This window comes from Streptomyces sp. BE20, from assembly GCF_036322525.1.
Lineage (GTDB): Bacteria > Actinomycetota > Actinomycetes > Streptomycetales > Streptomycetaceae > Kitasatospora.
This window is the reverse complement of sequence record NZ_JAQYWW010001223.1, coordinates 291,473-305,206: the sequence shown is the minus strand read 5'-3', so window position 1 is coordinate 305,206 and position 13,734 is coordinate 291,473. Positions and strand designations below refer to the sequence as shown.

The window sequence follows — 13,734 nt, the reverse complement described above, 5'->3', positions numbered from 1 at the left end:
GCTGCGGGACTCCTCGCACAGCGGCGGCACAGCGGCGGCACACCGGAGAGCCGCCCCGTCGCCGCAGCGGTGACAACGCCGGTGGCAACGCCGGTGGCAACGCCGACGACAACGCCGGTGAAAGCGGCATGGCGCGGATCTCCTCCGACCCGGATCCGGGCGGTCAAGCACCGAGCGGGAGATTCCCGGACTGCGGCCGAAGGTCCGCGAACACCCTCCTCCCTGTTTCGTCGCGTTCGACGTCCTCCGGTGGCGTGGCACCGCGGAATTCGGCCCGACAGCGGTCGGGCATTTCCGGTTCACGGAGGGGGCTCACGAGCGCGAGGGCATCCGCCCGCTCGCGCGACGGGGGTCGGGGAGGCCGGGGTCCGTGGCCGAACGCCCCGCCGAGGGCCACCGCGGCCCCGCCCCGCCACCGGTCCAGACCTCTGCCGGAACCTCCGCCCCGAGCTCCGCCCCGACCCGCGCTCCGACCCCTGACGACGTCCTCACCCGGCGCGGCGGAAGGCGGTTTCCGGTCGGCTTGTATGCTCCACCTGGCACCAGGGGGGCATTTCCTGGCCGCCGTTCGTTCGATGGCACAGCCGTGAGAGGTGCGGGGATGTCGGGTCGCCGAGACAGGAGTCAGCCCAGCGTGGCCCGACCACGGTCGGAGGGCTCGACCGGCTCGGCGGGTTCCACGGGCGGCCCCACCGGTTCCGGCACCGGCTCCGGCACCCGTTCCGGCGCCCGGGCGGCGACGGCTCCGGCCGCCAAGGACGGCGCCACGGGCTCGATCCCGGCCCCCCGGGCCGGCGGACGTGCCGAGGCCCGAAAGGCGGCGCAGTCGCAGGGCCGTGGCGGCCGCGGCGGCCAGGGCGGCGACGGGGGCCAGGGCGGTGGTTCCGGGCACCGCAGGTCCGGCGGACGCGGCAAGAAGCCCGAGCGGAACGTCAAGAAGATCGTCGGCTGGACGGCGGTCGGCGCCCTGGTGCTCATAGCCGGCACCGGCGGAGCGATCTACTTCAAGCTCAGCGGCAACATCAAGACCTTCGACTCGGACGCGGTCAGCAAGGACCGCCCGCCGGAGGCCACCGCGGACGCCAACGGCAACAAGCCGGTGAACATCCTGCTGATCGGTTCCGACAGCCGCGGCGGCGGGAACTCCGACCTCGGCGGCGGCAATTCCGAGGGCGCCCGCTCGGACACCACGATCCTCCTGCACGTCTACGCCGACCACAAGAACGCCATCGGCGTCTCGATCCCCCGCAACACCCTGGCCGTGATCCCGCCGTGCAAGCTGCCGAACGGGAAGTGGACCAAGGAGCAGAAGGGCGACGACGTCCTCTTCAACGCCGCGTTCGAGACGGGCGGCTCACCCGAGGGCAACCCGGCCTGCACTCAGAACACGGTGGAGAAGCTCACCGGGATCCGGGTGGACCACACCATCGTCGTGGACTTCTCGGGCTTCTCCTCGATGACCAAGGCCGTCGGCGGCGTCGAGGTCTGCCTCCCCAAGGCCATCTACGAGGGCGACATCAACCCGAACCTCAACAAGAAGGGCGCGCAGGTCCTCCCGGTCGGCAAGCAGAAGGTGGACGGCCAGAAGGCCCTCGACTACGTCCGGCTGCGGCACGGCATCGGAGACGGCTCCGACATCGGCCGGATGAAGCGTCAGCAGGCCTTCATGAGTTCGATGATCAGCACGGTGAAGAAGCAGGGTCTCGACCCGACCACCCTGTTGCCGCTGGCCGACGCCGCGACCAAGTCGTTGCGCGTCGACGAGGGCCTGAACTCGGTCGACAAGCTGATGTCCCTCGCGCTCTCGCTCAAGGGCATCGACATGCACGACCTCAAGTTCGTCACCCCGCCGTGGCGTTACCACGGTGCCAACCTCGACCTGGTGAAGCCCGACGCCGACAAGCTGTGGGAGGCCATCCGGGCCGACCACACCCTCGACGGCAAGGACGCCACCGGTCAGCAGCCCGACGCACCCGCGGCGGCTCCGGAGACCCCGGCCGTGCCGACGCCGGCGGCCCCGACCACCACCGCCCCGCCCACCACCGCGGCCGTGACGACCCCGGTCAAGGTGGCGGTCTACAACGGAACGACCGTCAACGGCCTGGCAGGCAAGGCGAGCGAGGCCCTCAAGGCGGCGAAGTTCACCGTCACCGGCACCATGACGGCGAAGTCCACCAACAAGGCCACCACCACGATCGAGTACGGCGCCGGGCAGAAGGCCAACGCCGAGAAGGTCGCCGCGCTCTTCCCCGGGGCCACCCTGGCCGCCAGTTCGGCGGCGGGGATCAGCGTGGTGCTCGGCAAGGACTACGCCGACGCCAACGGCGGCGCCGCCGCCTCGGGTGCGCCGGCGGCCACCCCGACCGCGCCCGCCCCGCTGCCCACCTCGGTCACCGAGGAGGCCCGCTCGGCCGACGACGACATCTGCGCCAACACCACCTACGGCTCCGGCGGCTGACCTGCCGACGACTCCGGCCCCGAACGTCGGTTCGGGGCCGGGGCGGGTGTTCCGGTGTCAGGTGTTCCGGTGTCAGGTATCCCAGGTTCGGGTCCGGACCGGAGGGATCAGGGCCAGACCAGGCAGTACAGCTGGTGGCCCGCGTCGTGCAGGCGGTTCGCGAAGTCCTGCCACTCGTGGAGCATGCTGTAGATCACGAAGGCGTCGCGCGGGCCTCGGCGGTCGGGGACGGTGGACCAGATGAACGCTGCGGCGCCGAGCTCGGTCTCGTCCGCCTTGCGCAGCGGCTCGACCACGTTCTGCGGGAGCTGCACGACGGCGTAGTCGGGGTGCAGCACCACCAGCTCCAGCGGCGGGACCTGGTGCAGCGGCACGCCCTGGATGCCGGTGAGGACCATGGCGCTCATGGTCTCCGGCTTGATCTTGGTGGAGAGGTGGCCGTTGGGCGAGCCGCTGGTCTCCATCAGGTCCCCGAGCCGACCGAGCGAGCCGAGCTCGCCCGCGTCGAGGCCGAGCCCGCCGGGGCCGAGCGCCGTCGGGACTCTGGCGGCGGTGGCGCGGTCGGGTGCCCCGAAGTACTTGTAGGTCACCCCCACGCGTCCCTCACCCCGCCTCTCGCCACCACGACCGCCACGCCCCGTTCCCGCTCCCGTACCCCCGCGTGCGGCCTCGGCGGGGCGGCGGGGGCCACCCGCGGCCTCGTCGTAGCCGTCCTGCGCCTCGGACACTCGGACCATCCTCACCGGAATTCGCCGGAATCGACAGACCCCCGCACACCCGGCGTCCCACCGGACGTGCTCCTTACCCGTCATGCGCCGCCGTACCCAGTCGAGGTACGCGGCAGTCCTCTTCACACCCCTGCATCGACACGGAGTGCCCGTGCATCCCGAGTGCGGGGCACTCTGGACGCACTCCGGGTACATAGTCTGACTGGTTCGAAGAGCCGACCCAGCCAGGGGACCCGTTGTACGGATAACCGTACAGACTTTGGCGCCCGGATCATCGTTCCAGATGATGAGGTCCGACATGCAGAGGTGAAGGACACGATTTGAGACCATGTCCCACGTGAGCTACCCCTACGAAGCACCCCAGTCCCAGTCGCTCTTCGACCGCGCCTCGGTCGTCACCCCCGGCGGCGTCAACTCCCCGGTGCGCGCGTTCCGCGCCGTCGGCGGTACGCCGCGCTTCATGGTGTCCGGCACCGGCCCCTACCTGACCGACGCCGACGGGCGCGAGTACGTCGACCTGGTCTGCTCGTGGGGCCCGATGATCCTCGGCCACGCGCATCCCGCCGTGCTCGACGCCGTCCGGGAGGCGGTGACGCGCGGCACGTCGTTCGGCACGCCCGGCCAGGGCGAGGTCGAGCTGGCCGAGGAGATCGTCGCGCGGGTCGCCCCGGTCGAGCAGGTCCGCCTGGTCTCCTCCGGTACCGAGGCCACCATGTCGGCGATCCGGCTGGCCCGCGGCTTCACCGGCCGGGCCAAGATCGTGAAGTTCGCCGGTTGCTACCACGGCCATGTGGACGCGCTGCTGGCCGCCGCCGGTTCCGGTGTGGCCACCTTCGGCCTGCCGGACACCCCGGGCGTCACCGGCGCGCAGGCCGGCGACACCATCGTGCTGCCGTACAACGACCTCGCCGCGGTCGAGGAGGCCTTCCGGGCCCACCCCGGCGAGATCGCCTGCGTGATCACCGAGGCCTCGCCCGGCAACATGGGCGTCGTCCCGCCGCTGCCCGGCTTCAACGCCGGCCTGGCCCGGGTCTGCGGGGAGAACGGCGCGCTGTTCATCTCCGACGAGGTGATGACCGGCTTCCGCGTCTCCAAGGCCGGCTGGTACGGCCTGGAGGCGGCGCGTGAGGGCTGGGCGCCCGACCTGCTGACCTTCGGCAAGGTCATGGGCGGCGGCTTCCCGGCGGCGGCCTTCGGCGGCCGTGCCGACGTGATGGCCCACCTGGCCCCGGCCGGCCCGGTCTACCAGGCCGGCACGCTCTCCGGGAACCCGATCGCCACCGCGGCCGGCCTGGCCCAGCTGCGGGGCTGCACCGACGAGGTGTACGCCACCGTCGACCGGGTCGCCGCCGAGGTCTCCGGCCTGGTGTCGGAAGCGCTGACCAAGGAGGGCGTCGTGCACCGGCTGCAGACCGCCGGGAACATGTTCTCGGTGTTCTTCACCGAGGGCGCCGTCACCGACTACGACCGGGCGAAGACCCAGGAGGCGTTCCGCTTCACCGCGTTCTTCCACGCGATGCTCGCCGAGGGCGTCTACCTGCCGCCGTCCGCGTTCGAGTCCTGGTTCGTCTCGGCCTCCCACGACGAGCGGGCGGTCGAGCGGATCGCCGCCGCCCTGCCCATCGCCGCCCGGGCGGCCGCCGAGGCCACCGCCCCGGCCACGGCCTAGGCTCCGGACGACCCCTACGAAGCTCCCAGGAGTACTGAGAAGTGAGTGCCGAAGAGATCACCGTCGTCCACCTGATGCGGCACGGCGAGGTGCACAACCCGGAGGGCGTCCTGTACGGCCGCCTCCCGGGCTACCGACTGTCCGAGCTGGGTCGGCAGATGGCCGACCGGGTCGCCGAGGACCTGTCCGGCCGGGACATCACCCACGTGGTGGCGTCCCCGCTGGAGCGGGCCCAGGAGACCGCCGAGCCGATCGCCAAGTCGCACGGTCTGGACGTCGCGGTGGACGGGCGGCTGATCGAGGCGGAGAACATCTTCGAGGGCAAGACCTTCGGGGTGGGCGACGGCTCGCTGCGCAACCCGGCCTACTGGAAGTACCTCACCAACCCGTTCCGGCCCTCCTGGGGCGAGCCGTACCTGGAGCAGGCGGTGCGGATGATGGGCGCGCTGGCCGCCGCCCGGGACGCCGCGCGCGGGCACGAGGCGGTCTGCGTCAGCCACCAGCTGCCGATCTGGATCGTCCGCTCCTTCGTGGAGCGCCGCCGGCTCTGGCACGACCCGCGCAACCGGCAGTGCTCGCTGGCCTCGCTGACCAGCTTCACGTACGAGGGGGACCGGATCGTGTCGGTCGGCTACCGCGAGCCCGCCCGCGACCTGCTGCCGGTGCACCTGGTCGGCAAGGGCGGCAAGAGCAAGCCGGTGGGCAAGAGTTTCGGCGCCTGACCCCGCGCCCCCCGCGGCGACGCCCTCCCCGTGGCGTGGCGTCCTCGCTGTGGCGTGCTCGCTGTGGCGTCACCGCCGTGGCGGCGGAGCCGCGTGCCCCGGGGCACGCGTCACCGCCGCCACGGATCGCCGTGCGGCGGACGGGACGAGTGCCCCCGCCCGATGTAGGGCCCGGCTAAATATGGGGTTCATCACCCTCGCCGCGACCCGCCGCTCCGGTACCGCCGCAGGTCAGAGGGGGTTCGACACGGAAGGCCGGACCCCCCCGAACCTGCCCGGAACTCCATGCGAAACTTTTCACATGTCTGGCATGACGCGCCCCCGTCCCCGTCTCGCCGCAGCGGCCGCCGCCACCGCCGTCGCCGCCGCGCTCGCCCTCAGCGGCTGTTCCTCCTCCGGTTCGTCGGCCAGCGGTGACGGCCAGATCGGTTTCGTCACGGCCAAGGGCAGCAACATCTCCACGGCTGCCGCCGGACATCGCCAGGACGCGCCGGACATCTCCGGCAACACGCTGGAGGACACCCCGGTCAAGCTCTCCGACTACCGGGGCAAGGTCGTCGTCCTCAACGTCTGGGGTTCCTGGTGCGGGCCGTGCCGGGCCGAGGCGGACGACCTCCAGCGGGTCTGGGACAAGTACAAGGACCAGGGCGTCCAGTTCCTCGGCATCAACACCCGGGACCCCGAGAAGGCCAACGCGGTCCGCTTCGAGCAGGAGAAGGGCGTCACCTACCCCAGCCTCTACGACCCTGCGGGCACCCAGCTGCTGAAGTTCCCCAAGGGCAGCCTCAACTCGCAGTCCGTGCCGACCACCATCGTGGTCGACCGCGAGGGCAAGCTCGCCGCCCGGGCCGTCGGCGGCCAGATCGACGACGGCCTGGAGTCGATGATCCAGCCGGTGCTCGCGGAGCAGAAGCAGTGAGTGCCGCACTCCTCGCCGACACGACCGGGACGATCCAGAGCGGGGCGCTGCTGGTGGCCGTGCCGATCGCGCTGGTGGCCGGTCTGGTGTCGTTCTTCTCGCCGTGCGTTCTGCCGCTGGTGCCCGGCTACCTCTCCTACGTCACCGGCTTCTCCGCCGCCGACCTCGCGGACGCGCGCGGGGCCCGGCGCGGCCGGATGCTGGCCGGGGTGCTGCTGTTCATCCTCGGCTTCACCGCCGTCTTCGTCTCCACCGGGGCGCTGTTCGGCTACTTCGGGTCGACGCTGCTGGAGCACGAGCGCGTCATCTCGATCGTGCTCGGCGCGCTGACCGTCGTGATGGGCCTGGCCTTCATGGGGCTGGTGCCCGGGCTGAGCATGCGCGAGCTGCGCTCGCACCGCCGCCCGGCGGTCGGCCTCGTCGGCGCGCCGATGCTGGGCGTGGTCTTCGGCGTCGGCTGGACGCCCTGCCTCGGCCCGACCCTGGCCGCCGTGCAGAACCTGGCGCTCAACGAGGCCGATGCCGGCCGCGCCGCGCTGCTGATGACCGCCTACTGCCTGGGCCTGGGCGTACCGTTCGTCGTGGCCGCGGTGGCCTTCCGCCGGGCGCTGGGCGCCTTCGGCTGGGTCAAGCGGCACTACCCGCTCGTCATGCGGATCGGCGGCGGCATGCTCGTCGTGGTCGGTCTGCTGCTCGTCACCGGGCTCTGGAACTCGATGGTGAACGAGCTGCAGTCCTGGACCGCCTCCTTCCAGATCGGAATCTGACCGTGAGCAAGACCACGACCGGTACCGAGCTGCCCGCGCAGGAGGTCGAGGACGCGGCGGAGAGGATGACCACCGCCCCGATCGAGTCGGACGGCCCGACCGGCATCGGCGTGCTCGGCTGGCTGCGCTGGATGTGGCGTCAGCTGACGTCGATGCGGGTCGCGCTGATCCTGCTCTTCCTGCTGTCGCTGGCGGCCATCCCCGGTTCGCTGATCCCGCAGAACGGCCAGAACCAGTTCAAGGTCGAGAGCTGGAAGGCGCAGCACGCCACGGTCGCGCCGATCTACGAGAAGCTCCAGCTGTTCGACGTCTACAGCTCGGTCTGGTTCTCGGCGATCTACATCCTGCTGTTCGTCTCGCTGGCGGGCTGCATCGTCCCCCGCACCTGGCAGTTCGTCGGGGTGCTGCGGGCGCAGCCGCCGGCCGCGCCGCGCAACCTGACCCGGATGCCGGTGTACGCGGCCTGGCGGACGGACGCGGACGTCGCGGACGTCAACGCCGCCGCGCACCGGCTGCTGCGGGCGCGGCGGTTCCGCGCGCACCTCGGCGGCGGCGCGGTGGCGGCCGAGAAGGGCTACCTGCGCGAGGTCGGCAACCTGGTCTTCCACCTGTCGCTGTTCGCGCTGCTCGGCGGTTTCGCCTGGGCGAGCCTGGCGAGCGGCACCGGCGGCAAGCTGCTGGTCGAGGGCGAGGGCTACTCGAACACCATCACGCAGCTGGACGACTTCACCGGGACCAGGTTCTACGGCACCGACGACCTCGACCCGTTCTACGTGAAGCTGAAGAACTTCACCTCGAAGTTCCAGAGCCGGGGCGACCAGATCGGCAGCGCCCGGGAGTTCACCGCGCACGTCGAGTACTACGGGGGCAGCGACGCCGGGAAGCTCAAGCAGGGCACGATCGAGGTGAACCACCCGCTGGAGGTCGGCGGCAGCAAGTTCTACCTGATCGGGCACGGCTACGCCCCGGTGATCACCGTGCGGAACGGCGCGGGCGACGTCGTCTACACCGGCGCGACCCCGTTCCTGCCGCAGGACGGCAACCTGACGTCCACCGGTGTCGTCAAGGTCTCCGACTACGGCGACAAGGACGGCAAGAAGACCCAGATGGGTTTCTCCGGCTTCTTCCTGCCGACCGCCCCGGTGGCGTTCGACCGGAACACGGGCCCGCGCTCGCTGTTCCCCGGTGACGCGGACCCGGCGCTGGTGCTCAACGCCTACGCGGGAGACCTGGGCACCGACTCCGGCCTGCCGCAGAACATCTACCAGCTCAACACGAAGAACCTCACCCAGCTCCAGCAGGAGGGCGAGCCCGCCAAGATCCGGTTGAAGCCGGGCCAGGGCTGGACCCTTCCGGACGGCTACGGGAGCGTCACCTTCGAGGGCTACAAGCAGTGGGCCAGCTTCAACGTCTCGCACCGTCCGGGCAACGGGATCGCCCTCGTCGGGGCGGTGCTGGCGATCCTCGGCCTGATCGGCTCGCTGTTCGTGCAGCGGCGCCGGATCTGGGTGCGGGCGGTGGCGCTTCCGGACGGTGGCACGCTGGTCGAGCTGGCCGGGCTGGGCCGCAGTGAGTCGGCGAAGATCGCCGAGGAGCTGGCCGAGCTGGCGGTCGACCTCCAGGACGACGCGCCCGCGCTCGACGACCCGGACGACGAGCCGGACGACGACCCGGACGACGACGCCGCCGATGCCGACGCACACGGTTCCGACGAGGCCGACGAGGCCGACGAGGCCTCCGCACCATCCGCACCTTCCGACCCCGCAGTCCCTGCCGACCAGAACTCCAAGGAGTAGACGGTGCACCTCGCCTCGTCGGTCGACCCACAGCTGGCCGACCTGTCCAACAAGCTGATCTACTCGGCCATGGCCGTCTACTTGATCGCCATGTTCGCCTACATGTTCGAGTGGACCTTCGGTGCCAAGGGTGCCGTCGCCGTCCGCTCCATCGAGCAGGCCGGCCTGGCCGAGACCGTCGCCGAGGCCGATGCCAAGGCCAAGGGCTCCAAGAAGGTGACCGTCACCGTCGCCTCCGCGCGCGGCGGCACCACCACGCTCACCCGCACCGCACTGGCCGGCGAAGGCGCGACGGTGGTGACCAGCGGTCGCGGCGACGACGAGGTCGACGGCCCGGGTGCGGCCGGCACCAGCGAGAAGGCCGACCTGGCCGGCCGGATCGCGGTCTCGCTCACCGCGCTCGGAGCCCTGCTGCACGTGGGCGGCGTGCTCACCCGCGGCCTCTCGGTGTCCCGCTGGCCGTGGGGCAACATGTACGAGTTCTCCTGCGCCTTCGCGCTCGCGATGACGGTGGCCTTCGTCGGCCTGCTGCTGTCGAAGAAGCCGGTCCGCTGGCTCGGCCTGCCGGTCACCCTGGCCGTCGTGCTCACGCTCGGCATCGCCACCGAGGTGCTGTACACCGAGTCCGAGCAGCTCGTTCCGGCGCTGCACTCGTACTGGCTGGCGATCCACGTCTCCACCGCGATCGTCTGCGGCGGCGCCTTCTACGCGGCGTTCATCGCGACCCTGCTGTACCTGGGCAAGGACTCCTTCGACAAGCGGATGGCGGCGGGTCTGACCAGGGGCCCGCTCGGCACCTCGCCGTCGATCTGGCGCAGGCTGCCCGCCGCGTCGACCCTGGACAAGCTGTCCTACCGGATCAACGCGTTGGTCTTCCCGCTCTGGACCTTCACGATCATCGCGGGCGCGATCTGGGCCGAGGCGGCCTGGGGCAAGTACTGGGAGTGGGACCCGAAGGAGACCTGGTCGTTCATCACCTGGGTCGCCTACGCGTGCTACCTGCACGCCCGCGCCACCGCCGGCTGGAAGGGACGCAAGGCCGCCTACCTGGCCCTCGGCGCCTTCGCCTGCTGGCTGTTCAACTACTACGGCGTGAACATCTTCGTCACCGGCAAGCACTCCTACGCGGGGCTCTGACCGGGGGCTGCACCACCCACCGGCCCGGCGCTCCGCACAAGGAAGCCGGGCCGAGGTGCGAGAGGGGTAGTTCGTGCCGGCCGTCCGGCCCGGCACGGGAATGAACCGAGGAGGAAATCGCGCAATGGAGTGCGACGAGGTCATGCTGACCGTCCGAATCACCGCCGCCGAGCGCACGTTGCTCCGCCGGCTCGCCCAGGGGCACCGGAGCGACGTGTCCGAGGTGGTGGCAGACGGCCTGCTGGACATCATTCCCACGTTCAGCTCGCCGACCGACGCCTACCGGCTGCTGGGGGCCCTCGCGGCGCCCGCGCCGTGCGCGCTGACCGTCTGGCTGCCGACGCCGCTGGCCGATCTGCTGGTGCCGGGTGCGGCCCGGATCGCCCAGGTGACGGAGGTCCGGATCGGCTCGGCCAGCGCCATGCTGGGCGCCGCGCTGCGGCTCTGGCTGGCCCAGGACCCGGTCCGGCTGGCGGCCAACCTCAGCGTGATGCACGCGGGTCGTCCGTCGGCCCTGGTCGCGGCCTGACCTGACGGCGGTACCGGGGGGAGTCCACGGTCCGGCGCCGGTGCGGGCGCCGGATCAGCCGGCGAGCGACAGGCCCCGGCAGACCGGGGCGGGCCCGACGGCGGTCGGCCCGCCGTCGGCCGGTCCGGCCAGCAGCCGGCACTCGGCGACCGTCCGGCCGTCCTGCACCAGCAGGACCCGGACCGGGACCCGCCGTACGTCGCGACCGGCCCCGGGGCCGCTCTCCGGGGCGGGCTCGCGGACGGCCCGGACCAGGCAGGGGCGGTCCAGCGCGATGGGGGCGTGGAAGGACGCGACCAGCTCGACCGGCGCCACCCGGGCCGGGTGGCAGAGCCGTTGGGCGGCCTGGCGCGCCGCCTCCAGGACGAGCATCCCGGGGACGTGGTCGGGGGCCGGGTCCATCCGGTCGAACAGCGCCGGGTGGTCGGCGTCCGCGCGCAGCAGCCAGCTGCCGGGCAGCAACGAGGGGCCGAGCACGACGTCGGCGGCCCGCTGGCGGCCGACGAGTTCGGGCGCGGTGCAGGACTCCGGGGGCCGGGGAGCGGGAGCCGGGCGGCCGGGGCCGCGCAGCCGGGCGTACGAGGCGGGGGAGAGCACCCGCAGTTCGCCGGAGCCGCGGCCGACCGGACGGCCGTCCCGTTCGATCTCGGCGTGCACCCGCAGGGCGGCCAGCCGGCCGTGCCGCATCCGGACGTCCTGGCAGCCGATGCGGAGCATCAACGCGGCGGGGGCGGGGGCGATCGCGAGGCCGTCGAGGCCGGCCGGCCCGAGCGCGTAGCTGAGTTCGTCGAGCGCGTAGTGGTGGTCGTGCGGGACGCCGAAGCCGACGTGGCCGATCAGCAGGGCGGCCTGGCGGATCGTCTCGGCCATCAGGACGGGGTCGTGGTGGCGGTCGCCGGGCAGCCGGTAGAAGCCGTGCAGCCGGGGCCACTGGGCACCGAGCAGGAAGTCGTACGGGCCGGTGGCCTGCCAGCCGGTGATCAGGACCTCGGCGACCGAGGAACGGTGCACCAGATGGCGCGAGACGGTCCGCTCGTGGAAGTCGTAGCGGGCCTGACCGGGGTGACCGGGAGCGGGGTGGGGGTACGGAGAATCGCCGTCCGGTTCTGCGATCGCTGGCATGGCGGGCCCCACTCCCGGGTGTCGGTCGACCGGCCGCGTGAGCGGCCTCGGAAAAACATACAGGCCACCCGGTTTCTGCTCGGCGTGCGGGGCCGCCACTGCCGGAAAGCCGACATGCACACGCTACCCGGCCGCTGGTCTGCGGGAACGTCCGGCCGGGAGAGTCCGGACCTTGGACGGGGGTCGGTCCCCCCTGGACGGCGGGGACCGACCAGGGGCTAGATTAGATACCAACCATGCGGTTTCGGGCGGGCCGGTCCGCATGCGTGGCGCCGCACCACCACCGACGGCGGCGCCGAGACAGCACCCGGGCGAGCCGGAGCTCGCCGCGGCCGGGGCCGGAGGGGCCGAGTGGCTAAGCAGGAACGGGCGGGGCGAACCAGGCAGGCCGTGCTGCTGGCCGCGGCGGACACCTTCGCGGACGCGGGCTTCGAGTCGGCCAGCCTGGTCGACATCAGTCGCCGGGCGGGCGTCAGCAAGGGCGCGCTCTACTTCCACTTCGTCTCCAAGCAGGCGCTCGCCGACGGTGTCCGCGCCGAGGCCGGAGACGCGATCGGCGCGGCCGTGCTGAGGGCCCTGCGCGGCGCCGCGCCGGCCGTCCAGGAGCTGATCGACCTCACCCACGAGCTCGGCCGGCTGCTGCGCGAGGACGTGGTGGTCCGGGCCGGTGTGCTGCTCGGCCTCGGCGGCCGTCCGGCGGCCTGCGCGGGCGGACTGGTGGTGGCGCCGGCGGGATCACCCCCGGAGCCGTCGGCGGACGCCTGGCGCAGCCTGACCGCCGTCTTCCGGACCCTGCTCGACCGCGCGGGGGAGGCCGGCGAGCTGCGCCCCGGGCTGGACCGGGGCCAGGCCGCCGAACTGCTCACCACGCTGGCGGCCGGGCTGGTGCTGTTCGCCGCAGAGTCCACCGGCCGCCTCGCGGAGGAGGCGGTCCGCGGGCTCTGGGCGGCCGCGCTGCCCGCCCTCGTGCCGGCGGAGCGCTTCGGGGAGTACCGGACCTGACAGCGGGGCGGGCGGCGGATCAGGCCGGGGGCGGTCCGGGATCCGGTGCGTCCGCCGGTGGTGCGTCCGTCGGCGGTGCGTCCGCGGGCGGCGTGCCCGCAGGCGCTTCGGCGGGCGGCAGCCGGTCGGCCAGGACGAGCCGGGCCAGGGTGTGCGGCGGGACCAGGCCGGGCAGCAGGAGCGTCCAGAGGTCGGCCATCCGCCGCAGGAGGTCCCGGCGGTCGGTGAACACCTGCGAGCTGAGCTGGATGCCGGTCACCGCGCCGGTGATCACTCCGGCCGCGGCCGCCGGTTCCACCCCGGGGCGGAGCTCACCGGAGTCCCGGGCGTGCTCCAGCAGTTCGCGGGCCGCGTCCGTCCAGCCCTGGTAGGCGGCGATCTGCGGCTGGGTGAAGCTGCCGTGCTCGATGGTCAGCCGGATCGAGCCGCGCAGCACCGGGTTGTCGAGCAGGGCGTGGGCGAAGGCGTAGCCGAGGTCGATCAGGGTCTGCACCGGGCTCTCGGAGGCCGGCTGCCAGGTGGCGAGCCAGGCGCCCTGGCCCGCGATCACGGCGAGCGCCAGCTCTTCCTTGGAGTGGAAGTGGAAGTAGAGCGCGCCCTTGGTGACGCGGGCCCGTTCCAGGATCTCCGCCATGGTGGCGGCCGCGTAGCCCCGCTCGTCGAACACCTCGGCCGCGGCGAGCAGCACCGCCTGGCGGGTCGCCAGCGCCCGGGCCTGCCTGGCCATCGCAGCCTCCTCGGATAGTTCTGGTCGTCGGCAGCGGCTGGATCCCACGGGCCGACGGGGCGGCGGGCCGCGTACCGTCCGGTGGCGATCCTATCGAGCACCCGGGGTCACTCTCCGGCGCGCGAATGGCATCGCGCGCCGGTCTGTACGCCGGTTCA

Annotated in this window: 12 protein-coding genes; 9 read left to right on the top strand and 3 right to left on the bottom strand. The window is 72.5% G+C overall.

The window, feature by feature from the left end:
- The first annotated feature begins 634 nt into the window (after positions 1-634).
- Positions 635-2,458: an LCP family protein gene (locus PUR61_RS43700; protein WP_329885514.1), complete on the top strand. Its 1,824-nt coding sequence runs from the start codon at positions 635-637 to the stop codon at positions 2,456-2,458.
- Between the two features lie 107 nt (positions 2,459-2,565).
- On the opposite strand, the gene PUR61_RS43695 is transcribed toward PUR61_RS43700, so the two are convergent.
- Positions 2,566-3,195 (bottom strand): hypothetical protein, encoded by a 630-nt coding sequence (locus PUR61_RS43695; protein ID WP_380383597.1) that lies wholly within the window; start codon positions 3,193-3,195, stop codon positions 2,566-2,568.
- Between the two features lie 319 nt (positions 3,196-3,514).
- Between PUR61_RS43695 and hemL the strand changes: the two genes are divergently transcribed.
- From hemL to PUR61_RS43660, 7 genes are all read left to right on the top strand, one after another.
- Positions 3,515-4,855, top strand: coding sequence for a glutamate-1-semialdehyde 2,1-aminomutase (gene hemL / locus PUR61_RS43690; RefSeq protein ID WP_329885513.1), 1,341 nt, complete (start codon positions 3,515-3,517; stop codon positions 4,853-4,855).
- A gap of 74 nt (positions 4,856-4,929) precedes the next feature.
- Positions 4,930-5,577, top strand: a complete 648-nt coding sequence (locus PUR61_RS43685) for a histidine phosphatase family protein (protein ID WP_329885745.1) — start codon at positions 4,930-4,932, stop codon at positions 5,575-5,577.
- A 310-nt stretch (positions 5,578-5,887) separates the two neighbouring features.
- Positions 5,888-6,496, top strand: a complete 609-nt coding sequence (locus tag PUR61_RS43680) for a TlpA disulfide reductase family protein (protein WP_329885512.1) — start codon at positions 5,888-5,890, stop codon at positions 6,494-6,496.
- Entirely contained in the window at positions 6,493-7,263 is a 771-nt protein-coding gene (locus tag PUR61_RS43675) for a cytochrome c biogenesis CcdA family protein (protein ID WP_329885511.1), read from the top strand. Before PUR61_RS43680 ends, PUR61_RS43675 begins: the two co-directional genes overlap by 4 nt.
- A 2-nt stretch (positions 7,264-7,265) precedes the next feature.
- On the top strand, positions 7,266-9,059 hold the full coding sequence (gene resB / locus PUR61_RS43670; RefSeq protein WP_329885510.1) for a cytochrome c biogenesis protein ResB: 1,794 nt from the start codon (positions 7,266-7,268) through the stop codon (positions 9,057-9,059).
- Between the two features lie 3 nt (positions 9,060-9,062).
- Entirely contained in the window at positions 9,063-10,196 is a 1,134-nt protein-coding gene (gene ccsB / locus PUR61_RS43665) for a c-type cytochrome biogenesis protein CcsB (protein ID WP_329885509.1), read from the top strand.
- Between the two features lie 124 nt (positions 10,197-10,320).
- Positions 10,321-10,725 carry a hypothetical protein gene (locus PUR61_RS43660; RefSeq protein ID WP_329885508.1) on the top strand — a complete coding sequence of 135 codons (405 nt, stop codon included), beginning with the start codon at positions 10,321-10,323 and terminating at the stop codon, positions 10,723-10,725.
- A gap of 54 nt (positions 10,726-10,779) precedes the next feature.
- On the opposite strand, the gene PUR61_RS43655 is transcribed toward PUR61_RS43660, so the two are convergent.
- Complete coding sequence (locus PUR61_RS43655; protein WP_329885507.1) at positions 10,780-11,847, bottom strand: ScbA/BarX family gamma-butyrolactone biosynthesis protein; 1,068 nt, start codon at positions 11,845-11,847, stop codon at positions 10,780-10,782.
- A 351-nt stretch (positions 11,848-12,198) separates the two neighbouring features.
- Between PUR61_RS43655 and PUR61_RS43650 the strand changes: the two genes are divergently transcribed.
- Complete coding sequence (locus PUR61_RS43650) at positions 12,199-12,849, top strand: ScbR family autoregulator-binding transcription factor (RefSeq protein ID WP_329885506.1); 651 nt, start codon at positions 12,199-12,201, stop codon at positions 12,847-12,849.
- A 19-nt stretch (positions 12,850-12,868) separates the two neighbouring features.
- On the opposite strand, the gene PUR61_RS43645 is transcribed toward PUR61_RS43650, so the two are convergent.
- Positions 12,869-13,576, bottom strand: coding sequence for a ScbR family autoregulator-binding transcription factor (locus PUR61_RS43645; RefSeq protein ID WP_329885505.1), 708 nt, complete (start codon positions 13,574-13,576; stop codon positions 12,869-12,871).
- Between the last annotated feature and the right edge of the window lie 158 nt (positions 13,577-13,734).

Bases quoted from the DNA above. Each gene is read 5' to 3' on its own strand.
- PUR61_RS43695 (WP_380383597.1), bottom strand. From the start codon at position 3,195: ATGGTCCGAGTGTCCGAGGCGCAGGACGGCTACGACGAGGCCGCGGGT.
- PUR61_RS43680 (WP_329885512.1), top strand. From the start codon at position 5,888: ATGACGCGCCCCCGTCCCCGTCTCGCCGCAGCGGCCGCCGCCACCGCC.
- PUR61_RS43645 (WP_329885505.1), bottom strand. From the start codon at position 13,576: ATGGCCAGGCAGGCCCGGGCGCTGGCGACCCGCCAGGCGGTGCTGCTC.
- PUR61_RS43655 (WP_329885507.1), bottom strand. From the start codon at position 11,847: ATGCCAGCGATCGCAGAACCGGACGGCGATTCTCCGTACCCCCACCCC.
- PUR61_RS43685 (WP_329885745.1), top strand. From the start codon at position 4,930: ATGCGGCACGGCGAGGTGCACAACCCGGAGGGCGTCCTGTACGGCCGC.
- PUR61_RS43660 (WP_329885508.1), top strand. From the start codon at position 10,321: ATGGAGTGCGACGAGGTCATGCTGACCGTCCGAATCACCGCCGCCGAG.
- hemL (WP_329885513.1), top strand. From the start codon at position 3,515: ATGTCCCACGTGAGCTACCCCTACGAAGCACCCCAGTCCCAGTCGCTC.